The sequence below is a fragment of the Syntrophotalea acetylenivorans genome (assembly GCF_001887775.1).
In the GTDB taxonomy this organism is placed as follows: Bacteria; Desulfobacterota; Desulfuromonadia; order Desulfuromonadales; family Syntrophotaleaceae; genus Syntrophotalea_A; species Syntrophotalea_A acetylenivorans.
In genome coordinates this window covers 1,756,917-1,771,910 of the sequence record NZ_CP015519.1, presented here as the reverse complement: position 1 = coordinate 1,771,910, position 14,994 = coordinate 1,756,917, and the positions used below count along the sequence as shown (strand labels likewise).

Here is a 14,994-nt window from a genome sequence, read left to right as displayed (position 1 = left end):
CCCTAAAAGATCAGAGAATATTTATCGCGCAAAGACGCGGATGCCCAGAGAAATCTGGTTTTGTTTTGCCCGCGGTCTCAGCGTTTCAAGTGAGCGTAGTGAACGGGCGTGAAGACGGTTATGTCCTTGATAGGCTTGCTGTTCCGTTGCTTGAGTCTTGTCTTGGATATTGCGGGGCCAGCATATTTCCTGCTGAAACCTGCTGACAAAATCCAATGGCCAGTGGCCGGCCCTTAAGCTTAGCGCTGCGCTGCCGCCGCCTGATAGAGCAGCCAGCTGATCACGACGCTGCCCAATAACAGGACGATCACAAATACTAGTAAGGGAGAGTATTGGGGGGCCACATGTAGCTGGTCCAGGGTGAAGTGCGGCTGCAGAAAAGCGCTGCGCAGCCATGCCCGCAGTGCGACCATGCAGCAGACCAGGGGAACCAGCAGGGCCAGGCTGGTAAGTACCCGTTGCTGAAAAGCATTGACCAGCAACGCTGCCAGCAAAGCCAGGGCGGTACATAAAAGCATAGCCGCCAGGGGAGAGCCGCCGAGAATCTGCCAGCGCAGTGGTTGTGGCAGGCTGAATAAAAACAGGGGGCCGATAAGTAGTTGGAGCAGAGTCAGGCGGCTGAACAAGGCCATGCCGAGATTCCGGGCATAGGCGGCCAGCTCAGGAGCCCTTGACCGATAGCAGCGGCCCAGGGTGGCGGTGAACAGGCCGCCGACGGCGAGGGCGGCCACCACGAAATGGGCGTAACGGGGCCAGAGGCTGAGATCGGTCAGGTTCAGCAGAGTGCCGTTGTCCCGATCGAAGTAAGCCGACCAGCTCTGCGGGCGGAGCATCAGGGTCATGTTGTTGCTGAACATAAAGGGCACCAGCAGCAACACAAGCAATACACCGGACAGCAACAGCCAACGATACCGGCCCAGGCGTCGGTAGCGGAAGTCGACCCAGTAGAGGGCATAGTAGGCCACGATCAGCAGGGGAATGATGGCCAACCAGTAGCTGCCCATAAGAATTGAACTGGTGTAAAAAAACTGGCCGTACAGCACTTGTAGAAAGAGCAGTGAAGCGACCCCTGAATTGACCACAAAGGCCATGATAAGGGGCAGGGCGCGGCTTAGTTCCGTCGCAAGTTGTGTCGCCACGGCGTCGGAGCGGCGTTGCAGGTAAAGGGTCACCGCCGTGGTGCCGAGCAGACAGTTCATGAACAACAGGTGCAAAGGGAAGACCAGCATCAAAAGGGCGATAAGGTAGCCCCACGGGACAGGGATCGGGTCCGGCAGGGGGATCAGTGGGTTCATGGAGTGACTCCCGTGGCCGGCTTTTGAGCAGCCGAGCGATTCAATTGATAAATATAGTCGGCGAGACGGTCTTTTTCTTCCGGAGCTCCTTTATAGTCTGGCATGGCCGGATGGAGCCGGTTCAGATGGTCGAGTGCGTTGCGAATACGGACTTTAGACCAATCTGCGGTACGGGTTGCGACCAGCTTAGTCGTATGGCACAGGGTACAGTTTTGCTCAAATAGCAATCGGTCCGGAGGAACTTCTTTGGGTGTCTCGGCAGACTTGTCAAAGCTGGGGAACAGGCCGTCGGTGAGAAAGGCGGCGAGGACCTGCCGCTCATTATTATTACCGGCAAAGGGGGGCATGAAATATCGAACCTGATGCAGGCTGTCGATATAACCGGCGAGGGCGGCCTGGCTCAAAGGACGGGTTCGCTGCAAAAGGTCGTTGTTGAAGCCATCTAGGGTGTGGCACGAGTAACACTGAAACTTGAAAAGTTCACGACCTGCTGTTGCCGGATCGGAGGTGGCCTGGTGGATCTGGCTCCAGCGCGCCTTTGCCAGGAACCCCTGCTCTTTGAGTTGCGGTACTTGCTCGGGAGTCATACCGTTGCAGAACATCGTTTGCTGCACAACAAAGGGTCGCCTGGCTGCCTCCCGAGTCCATTCGAAACTTCCCATCAAAAGCAATCCCGAAGCCAGAGCCAGAACGGCCAGAGACCGGCGATAACGAAGCGGAGCGAATAAGCTGAATAATAGAACCAAAAGCACAAGGATAGCACCGATAGCCCCTCCATGCAGGGCACGAACGATGGTCGGCGATCCCGCAGTGACCAGGTCCCTGGCCGGTTCGGGCAGGCTGCGCAGGTACCACCAGGCCGTGGGTAAAGTGGCGAGCAGGGCCGGTAACATCAGGCGGTTACAGTAGCTAACCACTTGCCGGCGCAGATTGAGGTCTTTGCTGAAGGCACTGAACAGCAGGGCGAATAGGCCGGCATTGATGACGGCCAACAGGGTGCGAAAGACCAGCGAAGGCCAGAAGCTGGGATTGAAAAAAGCGCTCCAGAACGATCCGTTGCTGGCCCAGTTGCCGGAAGTAAGCATAAAGGTGATGATGCCGTTGATAATAAACAGGCTGCACCAGGCGGCGCCAAAATAAATCCAGGCCACCGCTTGATGGATGGTTGCTGGCATGCGATCAAAAGAATAGAGATAGACCGAGATGGCGACGATTTCGATCAAAAAGAAGACCCATTCCGCCGCCCAGGCGAAGACGAACTGATGAATGAGTAAAGATGTGCCCCCCGGCTGAACCAGAGAAATGACAAACCAGATACCGACCCCCGTCAGGCTGCCGTAGACCAGGGTCAACAAAACGAAAAGACGGGCGAACCGCTTAGTAAAGAAAAGCAGATTGCTATCGTTGCGCTTGCGGGCCAGGCGTTCGCTCAGGGCCAATAACAGGCCGCCACCGACGGCGAAATGGGATACGAAGACGTGACCGATGGCGATCAGGGCGATCAATGTGCCACCGCCGATGGTCGGCAGGTACCAAACTGGATAGTTCATACGGTCTCCTGAAGGGAAGGGCTGGTTTTTTAATACCCCTTAAATTAATTTTTGTCAAACCTGGCGCTGTATTGCACCGTTTGAGCCGCTATGTCGGACTATTTTGTTGCAAATAGTAAAATACTGTTTTAAAAATAGAGTTTCTTTTTTAGCCTGTTTTCTTAAAAGTTCGTTTAAAGTTGTTCTGGCAATGGATGAGCAGTTCCTGAACTCAGTTATCCTTTTGGTTGTTCCACGCCGTGTGGAAGAAAGGGTGCGAATGAACATAGTCAGGGTCATTCGATGTTGTGGCTGGTTGCTTATGGCTCTACCTTCGCTGGTGTTGGCTGCCTCTGCAACCGGCACCGGTCCGTCTTTTCCGGGCAAGAAAATCCTCTGGGTCGACTCCTATAACCAAGCCTACGAGTGGTCTGCTGGTATCGAGACAGGTATCCGCCGAGAGTTGCAGAACAGCGGCGTTGAGTTGCGCATCGTGCGCATGAACACCAAGTGGAACCTCGATGAGGCCTTTCGGCGAGAGGCCGCGCTCAAAGCCAAGGCAGCGATCGAGGAGTTTTGCCCTGATGTCGTCATTGCTTCCGACGACAATGCCGCCAAGTACCTGGTAGTACCCTATCTGAAAGACACAGATCTTCCGGTAGTTTTCTGCGGTATCAACTGGGACGCTTCTCCTTACGGCTTTCCCTGCAGCAATGTGACCGGCATGCTCGAGGTTGAGCCGCCAGAGATTCTGGAGGCCCTGGTTCGGCATTTGCGGCGTTACGCCGAAGGCGACCGGATAGGCTACCTCTGTGCCGATACCGTCCTTGAGCAAAAGAGGATTCAAATTTATAAAGAGCGTTTGTCAGACGGCTCGATGACGGTTTACCTGGCCCGGGACTTCACCCAATTTAAGGAACTCTTTCTGCACGCTCAACAGGAAGTGGATATGATCTACCTCGCCAATTATTCCGACATGCCCGGTTGGGACCCACAGGTGGTTGAGGACTTTCTGACCCGCAACATTAAGCTACCGACCGGCTCGCGAACGTCCTACATGGCACGCTACGTGATTGTCACTGTGGCCAAGATGCCGGAAGAGCAGGGTGAGTGGGCGGCCAGAACCGCACTGCGGATTCTAGATGGAGCTCAGCCCGACTCCATCCCGCTGGCGTCTAACGAGCGCGCCAGCCTGACCCTCAATCTCAGGATGGCCAAAGCGGCCGGTATTGTGCTGCCCGTGGAAATTCTTAGAGCTGCCAGCAGGGTCATCGGCCAAGAGGGCATTGAATAACAAACCGAAAGCTGAACAGTAAATATCATAGGATAGAGAAAAGACTTGTTATGAACATCAATGTTATGGGGAAATTTTGTATTCTGCTGATCCTTTTGCTCATGCCGACCCTGGTACAGGCCGAGAAGATAGAGCAGGGGGAGTTGCCTTATCGGGGAAAGAAGATTCTTTGGGTCGATTCCTATCACGAGGGTTATGCCTGGACGGCCGGTATTGAAGAGGGCATTCGCCAGGTTCTTTCGGGCAGCGGTGTTGAACTGCGTATCGAGCGGATGAACACCAAATGGATTGTCGAGGAGAAGTGTCGCCAACAGGCCGCCCTCAAAGCCAAGAAGGCTATCGAGACCTTTCGGCCCGATGTGGTTATTGCCTCCGATGACAACGCCGCCAAGTACCTGGTCGCGCCCTACCTGAAGGATACCGACCTGCCGGTGGTCTTTTGCGGCATCAACTGGGATGCTTCGCCCTACGGCTTTCCCTGCCGCAACGTCACCGGCATGCTGGAGGTCGAGCCGGTGACGGCCCTGGTCCGGCACCTGCATCGTTATGCCGAGGGCAATCGCCTCGGATATCTGAGCGCCGATACCGTTTCCGAACGCAAAGTAGTCAGCGTCTATAACCATCATTTCTTCAACGGCAAGATGAAGTCGTATCTGGCCCGGGATTTTACCCATTTCAAGGAACTCTTTCTAAAAGCCCAACAGGAAGTCGACATGATCTACATTGCCAACCATTCCGACATGCCCGGTTGGGATTCTCCTCAAGTCGAGGAATTCCTGTTGCAGAATGTCGCCAAGCCGACCGGCTCCCGTCTTGGGTATATGGAGCGCTTCGTTACCTTCACCGTTGCCAAGGTGCCGCAGGAGCAGGGTGAGTGGGCTGCTCGTACCGCTCTGCGCATTCTTGGTGGTGTGGACCCTAAGGATATCCCGCTGGCCTCCAACGAGCGGGCCAGCCTGACCCTGAATCTTAAAATGGCCAAAGCGGCAGGGATTCAGTTGCCGGTGGAGACTCTCAAGGCGGCGGGCAAGGTTATCGGCCAGGAGGCTCTGCGCTGATAGACTGTCGTCGCTATTTTTTTAAAGGGGTTTAGGGGGGAGGAAACGTTTTGTCACGCTGGGTGCTGTTCGCGGTCATTTTTTTATGCGGTATCTGTGCTGTTGAGGCAACGGCGGCGGATCATGTTGCCGACTCTGTCGATGCCTATCGCGGAAAAAAAGTACTTTGGGTTAACTCCTATCACCAGGGCTATCTCTGGGCGGATGGCATCGGTCGCGGTATCCAAAAAACTCTCTCCGGCAGTGGGGTCGAGTTAAAAAGCTGGCACATGGACACCTTGCGAAATCGCTCCGAAGCCTATGGTCAGCAGGCCGGGGACACTGCCCGAAGGCTGGTCGAGGAATATCGCCCCGATGTGATCATCGCCTCCGACGACAATGCCCAACGGTTTTTGGTGGTGCCCTATCTCAGAGGGAGCGACTTGCCGGTGGTATTCTGTGGAGTCAACCGCGCCCCGAGCGAATACGGCTACCCCGCCCGCAATGTGACCGGTATGCATGAAGTCGATTTTGTCGCGGATCTTGTCCAGCGAATGCGTAATTTTGCCGGCGGTGACCGTATCGGCATGATCGCCTGTCAACGGGAAACCGACCAGATTATCGCTGATGATTACAACCACCATGTTTTTGGCGAACGGCTGAAAGTCTACCTGGTCCAGAACTTCGACGAATTCAAGGAGGCCTTCCTGCGTGCCCAGCAAGAAGTGGATATTCTGTGTTTGCCGAACAACGCCGGGATCGAAGGCTGGCAAAATGACCTTGCTGAAACCTTCCTGACTGAGCACACCCGTATCCCCACCGGTGGATTTAATCCCTGGATGAAGTCATTCGTAATTTTCAACCTGGCCAAAGTTCCGGAAGAGCAGGGGGCCTATGCGGCTGCTACGGCTCTGCGAATTCTTGCAGGAGCGCAGCCCGAGGATATTCCCATCGTGAAAAATCAAGAGGCGCAGCTGACCGTTAACCTGAAGATGGCCCAGGCGGCCGGCATTGTCGTGCCGGTGTCTCTGCTGCAAACGGCGGAAGTTATCGGCCAGGAGGCATTGCAAGAGTAGGCGATGGATTATTGCCATAAGGAATTGTCATGTTTGTAGTTGTAGGGGGAGCTGGTTTGATTGGGTTGCGTATTGTGAACAGTCTGCTGCTGGTGATGCTCTTGACCGGTATCGCTACGACGGTAATGGCCGAAGATAACGCAAAGGATTTGAAATCTTTCTACCGTGGTAAAAGAATTCTTTGGGTTGATTCCTATGATGCCGGATACGCCTGGAGCTCCGGAATTGAAAAGGGGCTTCGCGTCGCGTTGTATGGAAGCGGCGTGGAGCTGAAAATCTTTCAAATGGACACGAAGAACCACCTCGAAGAGGATTTTCATCGCCAGGCCGGCCGCCGGGCAAAAAAGATTATCGAGGAATTCCGGCCCGATGTGGTCATCGCCTCCGACGACAATGCCCAACGTTTTCTGGTGGTCCCCTACCTCAAAGATACCGCCCTGCCGGTGGTGTTCTGCGGCGTGAATGAAGACCTCGCGAATTATGGTTACCCCAGCAGCAATGTGACCGGCATGATCGAAGATGAAATGGCCGAGGGGCTGGTCATGCATCTGCGGCGTTTGGCCAAGGGGGATCGGGCCGGTTTCATCGGCGCAGATGTGAACACCAACCGGATTGTTGCGGACCAATACAACCAGCGGTTTTTCGACGGCCGGATGCGTTGCTACCTGGTGCGCTCCTTTGCCGAATTCAAGGAGGCCTTTCTGCAGGTCCAGCAGGAAGTCGATATGCTGTTTTTCCGAAACCATGTTGGCCTTACCGGCTGGGATGCCGCCGAAGCCGAGGCCTTTGTGGCAGCGCATACCACTGTGCCGTCCGGCTCGGTGCTGCCCTGGATGCAACCCTTCAACCTGTTGACTATCGCCAAGGTTGCGGAAGAGCAGGGGGAATATGCCGCCACCACCGCCTTGCGCATTCTAGCCGGTGCGCGGCCTGCGGATCTGCCCGTGGAGCGTAACCGGCTGGCCCACCTGGTGGTCAACCTGAAGATGGCCAAGGCTGCCGGTCTCGTACTGCCGGTCTCGCTGCTGCAGACGGCGGAGGTTATCGGTCAGGAAGTATACAAAAAAGACGCTGCTCCCCTGTCCGAGGCACGGTAGAATCTATGAAACTCAGATATAAGTTCAACCTGTTGGCTCTCGGCGTTCTGTTTGCGGTCGGCATCGCCATCAGTATTGCCGGTGTCTTTACCATCGAACGGCTGGCCTACCGTATGAACCGCAAATTGATGGAGGCGGAGGTTGTTAAAGTCCTGGAAGATATTCGCAGCGCCCATAAAGTACTGACCGAAAGTGGTGTGGCTGCTGTCGACAGCTATGTGTACAGGGCTCAGGCAGATATCCTGGATAAGTATCGAGAGTTCCGTTTTGGCCGGACCGGCCGGATAAATATTCTTGCCGAGCCGGACTCCAGGCAGCTGTTGCCGCAATTGGCGAAGGACCAGAACTCTGATATCATTCACCATGCAATTGCAGCTCAGGGAATCCAGGGGTTTTGGGAGCATGACCATGGCAAAAAGGCTTTGTTCCACTATCATGCCCGGTTCCCCGCCTGGAACTGGATTGTACTCATGTCGGTGGACGTCGATGAAATGCTTGTCGAGCGCAATGCTTTTCTCAGCCAGGTCGCGTGGATTCTATTACTTGGTCTGGTCGGCGGTCTGCTGATATTTGCCTGGTTCGCCAGGACCATTGCCGCCCCGGTGCAGCAGCTTTCCCAAGCGGCTTTGGCTATCAGCCACGGCGATTGGAAGAAGAATCTGCCCCAGTCCAATGCGGTGGACGAAGTTGGCGACCTGACTCGGGCTTTCAGTCAGATGTCAGAACATCTCCTGGCTGCTCATGGCGACTTGGAGAAGCAGGCCAAGGCCTTACAGAAGACCAATACCCGGTTGCATCTGGAAATTACCGAACATCAGCAGACTCAACAGGATATTTTTTACCTCAACCAGGAGCTTGAGCAACGGGTAAGCCAGCGGACCGCTCAGCTCAAGGTCGCCAACCGGGAACTGGAGGCTTTTGCCTATTCGGTTTCCCACGATTTGCGGGCGCCTCTGCGCAGCATCGATGGTTTCAGCCAGGCCCTTCTCGACGATTACGGAGAGCAGCTCGATGAGGAAGGCCAGGAATTTCTACAGCGGGTGCGGGGAGCTTCCCAGCGTATGGCCCAGCTCATCGATGATTTGCTCTATTTGTCCCGCATTACCCGTGGGGAGATGGTTCGGCAGCCGGTCGATCTTAGCGGTTTGGTCGGACTAGTTTCTCAAGAGTTGAAATTGGACAATCCGTGGCAGGAGGTGGAAACAGTGATTCAGCCCAATGTTACCGCCGATGGAGACCCCCGGTTGCTGCGGGTGGTACTGGAAAACCTGCTTGGCAATGCCTGGAAATTCACCGGTCGGCGGGAACAGGGCCGTATTGAATTCGGTGTCGAAAAGAGTCGGCCCTCTGCAGGCGATGGTTCACCAGCCGGTGACGCTTATTATGTGCGGGACAATGGTGCCGGGTTCGATCCTGCTTATGCCGACAAGCTGTTCGGTGTTTTTCAGCGCTTGCACCGGGTCGATGAGTTTCCAGGCACCGGTATCGGTCTAGCTACAGTGAAGCGCATTATTCATCGTCATGGTGGCCAAGTCTGGGCTGAGGGCGAAGTGGAAAAGGGTGCGACCTTCTTTTTTACTTTGTAATGGATAAATGTGATATTAAGAAACTGTAAATGTTTCTAGTGGTGGCTAGTGCTTGACCAATGATTGGGAGTTTAAAGGCATGCGCCTCTTTTGCTTTGTAATGGACAATTGAAATGAAAAAGACTAAAAATATCTTGCTTGTCGAAGATAATTCCGATGATGAGGTGTTAACTCTGCGAGCATTGCGCAAAAACCGTATCGAAAACCCGGTGGTGGTGGTCCGTGATGGTGCCGAAGCTCTGGATTATCTTTTCGGTCGTGGCCCCTATGCCGATTGCAGCAAACCGGAACTGCCGGCGGTGATTTTACTGGATCTCAAATTGCCCAAAATCGGTGGCCTCGAAGTGCTGGAGCGACTACGTCTCGACCAGCGTACCCGTCTTCTGCCGGTGGTTGTATTAACCTCTTCTCGCGAAGAGCAGGATATCAAAGAAGCTTATTCCCTTGGCGCCAACAGTTACATTCGTAAGCCGGTAGATTTCAATTGTTTTCTGGATGAAGTTGGTCAATTGGGGAATTATTGGTTGAATCTGAATGAACAACCCTGTCAATAAGGAATCAAAAGATCGGGTGCCCCTGCGGGTGCTGATCATCGAGGATGCCGAGGATGACGCCCTGCTGTTGGCGCGCTCCCTTCGGCAGGCCGGTTACGATCTGGTCTACGAGCAGGTCGATACAGGCAAGGCGATGACTTCTGCGCTGGCCGAGCGGGAGTGGGATATCGTCATTTCCGATTATTCCATGCCCCATTTCAGCGCTCTGGCCGCCCTGGAGGTGTTGAAGCAGAGTGGCCTCGACATCCCCTTTATTGTCCTGTCGGGGAACATCGGCGAGGAAACCGCCGTCGAATCGATGCGAGCCGGTGCCCATGATTATGTCATGAAGGGCCACACTGCACGCCTGCTGCCGGCTATTGACCGTGAACTTCGCGAGGCGGCCAGTCGCCGTCAAAAGCGTTGCGCGGAAGAGACTCTGCTGGACAGCGAACAACGTTTTCGCTCTATCTTTCTCAATGCGATTACCGGCATGGCGACCCTCTCGGCGGAAGGAAAGTTTCTACAAGTTAACCCTGCCTTCTGTAAGATGCTGCAGCGTTCGGAAGAGGAACTGGTTGGCAAAACCACCTACGATTTTACCCACCCCTCTGATGTTGCTTTGACTCGCCGCTTGTTTAGTGAAGCAAAAGCTGGTCAACGTCAGTCCGTCGATTACGAAAAACGGTTTCTATGCAAGGACGGTGATACTCTTTGGGCCCATGTCTCAACCAGTTGGTTGTTTGATGACCAGAAGCAGGTGACTTACTGTATCAGTCTGGTGCACGATATCACTCCGCATCTGCAGGCCCAGCAGGAGATACGGCAACTGGCTTACTTCGATACCTTGACCGGTTTGCCCAACCGCCAGCTGTTTCGAGAACGCTGCAGCGATCTGTTGTCTCTGTCGGGGAAGCATCCGGTTGGAGTGTTAATAATCGACCTGGATCGTTTCAAGGGTATCAACGATACCTTTGGTCATGATATAGGCGACCAGTGTCTTCAGGAAGTAAGCGAGCGCTTGGCCGATTGTTTGGAAAAAGGGGCGATCCTGGCGCGCCTGGGACCCGACGAGTTCGCTGTGGCTCTGCCCGATATTGACAATCCGGAAAGCCTTTCTTTTCTTGCCGAGAAAATACTGATTGTCCTGAGTGCCCCCATTGAATTGGCAGAGCAACCCCTGTACTGCTCGGCAAGCATTGGCTTGGCTCTTTATCCTACGGATGGTGGCAACGTTGATACCCTGATCAAGCACGCCGGTGTAGCTCTGCACAAATCCAAGGAACAGGGTACAGGCAGTTACCGTTTCTATGATCCGGAGATGAACCTCGTCACCTGCCAACGCCTGGCCATGGAGACCCACCTGCGGCAGGCTTTGGAGCGGCAGGAACTGAGTCTCCATTACCAGCCGCAGATCGATTTGCGTAGTGGCAAGGTTATCGGCATGGAAGCCCTGTTGCGTTGGGATTCTTCCGCTCTGGGTAGCGTTTCACCGGCCCAATTCATTTCTTTGGCAGAAGAGACGGGGCTGATTCTGCCCATCGGCGCATGGGTGTTGGAAACAGCCTGTAAGCAGGCCCGTCAATGGCATCAGGCTGGATTTGACAACCTACGCATGGCGGTGAATATCTCTGCCTGTCAGTTCAAACAGCCTGACTTTATCGAGCGCCTTGACCAGGTTTTCCAGGAGACAGGACTCGATCCGGAGTATCTGGAGGTCGAACTGACCGAGAGTATCGTCATGGAGCGCTCCGAAGAGACTCTGATGACTCTGACCGACCTTAAAATACGCGGTATCAAGCTGGCCATCGACGATTTCGGTACCGGCTACAGCATGCTCAGCTATCTCAAGTATTTCCCCATCGACCGCATCAAGATCGATCGCAGCTTTGTGCGGGACATCACCACCGATTCGGATGATGCTGCCATCACCGAGGCCATTGTTGTTATGGCTCATAGCCTTAAGCTGAAGGTGGTCGCCGAAGGAGTCGAAACAGAGGAGCAATTAGAATTTCTGCGTGGTTGCGGTTGCGAGGAGGTGCAAGGTTTTTACTTCAGCCGGCCCCATCCCGTCGACCGGGCCGAACTCTTCTTGAGTCGTCATTTTACCGACAAAAACAAATAACGTTTCGAATCACGCAGATACATGCATAACGCGGGAGGGACCTTTGGGTCTCTCCCGCTTTTTATGTTTGTCCTTCAGATTGAGATGCTGGCCGCCAAACGATAAAATAGTGGCAGTAGAAGAGTCTATGGACGCAGCGGAGGATCGATGGGCAAGCAGGCAGCATTTACGGTTATCGCATTACTGGCGGTTGGGCTGTTGCTCGCTGCCGGTTGTAGTCGGCCTTGGCGGAGCTATGAAGCAGTTCTGGTGCTTAGCGATATCGCCGCCGCCGACAGCCCGAGCCGACTAAAACACACTACCCGGAAGCCGCAGCGCATAACGGTTGGCTACTGGACGGATGGTCGCATGGGGCAGGGCGACCTCTACCGGCCGGCGGCAGAGACCAGAGCGGCGCTGCTGCTCATTCCAGGGGTGGCTGAGACCGGCAAGGATGACCCGCGTCTGGTGGCTTTTGCAACCACCCTGGCGCGGGCCGGTTTTGCCGTGCTGGTGCCCGATCTATTCAGGCTGCGGCAGCTGCAAGTAAGCCCGGCCGATGTCGGCGAGGTGGCGGATGCCTTTGACTGGCTGGTGTCTGATCCCTGTCTGGCCCCGCAGGGCAGAGCCGGTATGGCCGCTTTCAGCTATGCCGCCGGACCGGTTCTGCTGGCGGCCCGCGAGGAGTCGATCCGCGCCCGGGTCCGGTTCGTCTTTGTGGTCGGCGGCTACTACGACCTGCCACAGGTGCTGACCTTCTTTACCACCGGTTACTATCGACACCACCAGCAATGGCACTACCTGCGGCCCAACGATTATGGCAAGTGGGCTTTCGTGGCTGCTAATCTGCACCATCTTGAGGCGGCTAACGATCGGCGGCTGCTGCGAGAGATGGCCGAACGCAAGCAGCTGGATCCGGCGGCTCCCGTGGCAGACCTGGCCGCCGGTCTGGGAGCGGAAGGCCGCACTCTCTATGCCCTCATCAACAACCGAGATCCGCAGCAGACCCCGGCGTTACTGGCCGCTCTGCCGGCAACGGTCCGCAGTGATCTCAGGACCCTCGATCTGGCCAACAAAGACTGGTCGCACCTGGCCGCGCGGGTGATCTTGGTACATGGTCTGGACGACCCGATGATTCCCTTTCCCCAGAGTGTCGCCCTCGCCGAAGCGCTGCCGAAAGGGCGCTCCAAGCTCTTTCTGGTTCGCGGCTTGGTGCACGTCGATGTTGCGCCGGGGCTTCCGGACCGCTGGCGATTGTGGCGGGCCGTCAAGTCCCTGCTGGCGGCTAGGGACGGAAAGCTTTGACGTCTCCTGATCCTTGAGTTACACCGGGCTGTTGCAGGGATCCCCGATCCGGTTTCGGTGCGGCGTTACCGGCTGCGTAATAAAGGTCAAAAACATTCGTCCGCTTGTGCAAAATATAGGCATTTCCCCGGCGTTTAGTCCCTGGCAGTCTACAGGCGCCGTTTTTATCCCTGTCGTTGGCCTCGTTACTCGCGGGTCTGTTAATTGCAGCAGAAAGAGTGGGGATAGCGGTCTGTGCGATCCATAACAAAGGAACGAATCGATGGGACAACAGATTACCATTATCGAAGCCGGTCGCACCTTTGAGCCGCTGGCCGGGCAGCGAGGAGATTTTGCCGATTGGATAGGGACGGGATTAGCCGTTGATTCAAGCAGGCTGAAGGTGGTCGCCGCTTTTGCCGGTGAAACTCTGCCTGCTCCGGAGGCGGTGACTGCATTGGTGGTAACGGGCTCCCATGCCATGGTCACCGAGCAACAGCCATGGAGCGAAACCCTTTCCCGGTGGCTGCCTCGAGTCGTGGCGCTGGGAGTGCCGGTTCTGGGTATTTGTTTCGGCCACCAACTGCTGGCCCGAGCCTTGGGCGGTGATGTAGGGGATCATCCTGACGGCGGTGAATTCGGTACAGTGACGGTGCGCTTAGCCAATGCGGCCGCTTCAGATCCTCTGTTTGGCGACCTGCCCGAGGTCTTTCCCTGCCAGCTGTTTCACCGCCAGAGCGTTCTGCATTTGCCGCCCAGCGCCCAGGTCCTGGCCAGTAGCCAGCGAGAGCCGCACCAGGCCGTTCGTTTTGCTGACCGGGCCTGGGGGGTGCAGTTTCACCCCGAGTTCGATGGGGAGGTTATGGCCACCTATCTCGATTTTGCAGAGGAGCAGTTAATCCGGGCCGGATTCGATCCCGTCGCCTTACGGCAAAAGCTGCAGTCTGCGCCTGCCGCACAAAGCCTGTTGCAGAGGTTTTCTCGGCTGATTGCGGACTCTAACTCTATCCGTTCGTATTCTCTGTCAGCTCCTTGAATCCTGCCAACAGTTGAATGGTCTTGCCGCTGGCCTGAATCAGCCCCTCATCAGAAAGTTTTTTCAGCAGACGGGAAAAGGTCTCGGGAGTAGTGCCCAGGAGCAGGGCAATCTCCCGCTTGGGGGCGGGCAGAAAAACGACCCCGGTGCGGTGGGTCTGGTCGAGCAGATGCAGATAGCGGACGAATCGTTCTCGAACATCGGCGATAGCCAATTGCTCCACCCGGTTGAGCAGATAGCTGATGCGCTTTGACAGAGCTCCGATTAGCGACATGGCCAGCCCCGGCGTCTGCTGAATCTTTTCGAACAGCCGATGGACGTCAATCAGCAACAGGTTGCAATCCTCAAGGGCTAGGGCGTTGACCGGATAGCGGTTGCGTAGTTCCAAAAGAATCTCGGCAAAAAATTCTCCTTGCTGAACGAAGCGGATCACCGCTTCCTTGCCTTCTTCGTTGGAGCGGTAAAGCTTGACCCGGCCAGAAACAAGAAAATGCAGCGCACTTCCCTCTTCCCCCTCCAGAAACAGGACTTCCTTTTTGTTACGTTTCTGCATGACACTGATGTCATCAATCAGTTCGTACAGGTCTTCGGAGGTTCTGCCGAAAAAACGTTTGAGGAACAGTTCTATGGCCTTGTTTCGCTCCATCGTCGATCCTTTCCCGAGGCTTAATTCAGTAGGTTTCTCTTTAGGTATCATCTACTGGCTTAAAGCTCAACAGGCAAAACGAAATAGGTATCATAAACCCGGTTTTGTTACCGAAAATTCGCTTCGATAGTAGATCCCCGTGCCATCTACTTTGTTCTGATATAGAGACGTAACAGATATTGAGCAAGGCAAAGGCTTCTGCTTGGTTTCATTCTACTATGGATTGATTGCTTCTAGATGCCCTGGGCTGTCATTAGCGAGAAAATGAATTTGGATTATGTTGTTAGTTAAAGCTAAGTGTGCCATTTGCTGGCAGTTTTAGGTTGTCAAAGGTCTTTGTCCGATGGTAGGTTTCACTCCGACCTTGTTTGTTTCTACTTGAAACCGGTTGAGCTGTCTTCCTTTTATGCAATTGGTACCAATGGGAGATATCTGGGGCAGAATATCGGTTCGTTATGGTGAAATTCCGATGAAGCG

General features: G+C 55.0%; 12 protein-coding genes. 9 read left to right on the top strand and 3 right to left on the bottom strand.

Going from position 1 to position 14,994, the window contains the following annotated elements:
* Positions 1-239: 239 nt before the first annotated feature.
* Both A7E78_RS08115 and A7E78_RS08110 read right to left on the bottom strand, forming a co-directional pair.
* The gene (locus A7E78_RS08115; RefSeq protein WP_072283750.1) at positions 240-1,295 is read right to left on the bottom strand and encodes a hypothetical protein; all 1,056 of its coding nucleotides are present in this window, start codon (positions 1,293-1,295) and stop codon (positions 240-242) included.
* On the bottom strand, positions 1,292-2,845 hold the full coding sequence (locus tag A7E78_RS08110) for a c-type cytochrome (protein WP_072283749.1): 1,554 nt from the start codon (positions 2,843-2,845) through the stop codon (positions 1,292-1,294). The genes A7E78_RS08115 and A7E78_RS08110 overlap by 4 nt, the downstream gene beginning before the upstream one ends.
* A gap of 259 nt (positions 2,846-3,104) precedes the next feature.
* Between A7E78_RS08110 and A7E78_RS08105 the strand changes: the two genes are divergently transcribed.
* The 9 genes from A7E78_RS08105 (at position 3,105) to A7E78_RS08065 (ending at position 13,871) form a co-directional block, all read left to right on the top strand.
* On the top strand, positions 3,105-4,118 hold the full coding sequence (locus A7E78_RS08105; RefSeq protein ID WP_072283748.1) for an ABC transporter substrate-binding protein: 1,014 nt from the start codon (positions 3,105-3,107) through the stop codon (positions 4,116-4,118).
* A 50-nt stretch (positions 4,119-4,168) separates the two neighbouring features.
* Positions 4,169-5,176 (top strand): ABC transporter substrate-binding protein, encoded by a 1,008-nt coding sequence (locus A7E78_RS08100; protein ID WP_083552891.1) that lies wholly within the window; start codon positions 4,169-4,171, stop codon positions 5,174-5,176.
* Positions 5,177-5,226: 50 nt separating this feature from the next.
* Positions 5,227-6,231 carry an ABC transporter substrate-binding protein gene (locus A7E78_RS08095; RefSeq protein ID WP_083552889.1) on the top strand — a complete coding sequence of 335 codons (1,005 nt, stop codon included), beginning with the start codon at positions 5,227-5,229 and terminating at the stop codon, positions 6,229-6,231.
* Between the two features lie 29 nt (positions 6,232-6,260).
* Positions 6,261-7,328: an ABC transporter substrate-binding protein gene (locus A7E78_RS08090; protein WP_072283747.1), complete on the top strand. Its 1,068-nt coding sequence runs from the start codon at positions 6,261-6,263 to the stop codon at positions 7,326-7,328.
* 5 nt (positions 7,329-7,333) lie between these two features.
* A complete protein-coding gene (locus A7E78_RS15045; protein ID WP_072283746.1) occupies positions 7,334-8,914 on the top strand; it encodes a sensor histidine kinase in 1,581 nt (526 codons plus the stop codon).
* A gap of 113 nt (positions 8,915-9,027) precedes the next feature.
* A complete protein-coding gene (locus tag A7E78_RS08080; protein WP_072283745.1) occupies positions 9,028-9,468 on the top strand; it encodes a response regulator in 441 nt (146 codons plus the stop codon).
* On the top strand, positions 9,449-11,572 hold the full coding sequence (locus A7E78_RS08075; protein ID WP_072283744.1) for a putative bifunctional diguanylate cyclase/phosphodiesterase: 2,124 nt from the start codon (positions 9,449-9,451) through the stop codon (positions 11,570-11,572). Before A7E78_RS08080 ends, A7E78_RS08075 begins: the two co-directional genes overlap by 20 nt.
* 147 nt (positions 11,573-11,719) lie before the next feature.
* On the top strand, positions 11,720-12,856 hold the full coding sequence (locus A7E78_RS08070) for an alpha/beta hydrolase (RefSeq protein ID WP_072283743.1): 1,137 nt from the start codon (positions 11,720-11,722) through the stop codon (positions 12,854-12,856).
* A 262-nt stretch (positions 12,857-13,118) separates the two neighbouring features.
* Entirely contained in the window at positions 13,119-13,871 is a 753-nt protein-coding gene (locus A7E78_RS08065; protein ID WP_072283742.1) for a glutamine amidotransferase, read from the top strand.
* Here the strand turns inward: A7E78_RS08065 and A7E78_RS08060 are convergent.
* On the bottom strand, positions 13,840-14,517 hold the full coding sequence (locus A7E78_RS08060) for a Crp/Fnr family transcriptional regulator (protein WP_072283741.1): 678 nt from the start codon (positions 14,515-14,517) through the stop codon (positions 13,840-13,842). The genes A7E78_RS08065 and A7E78_RS08060 overlap by 32 nt on opposite strands.
* Positions 14,518-14,994: the final 477 nt, after the last annotated feature.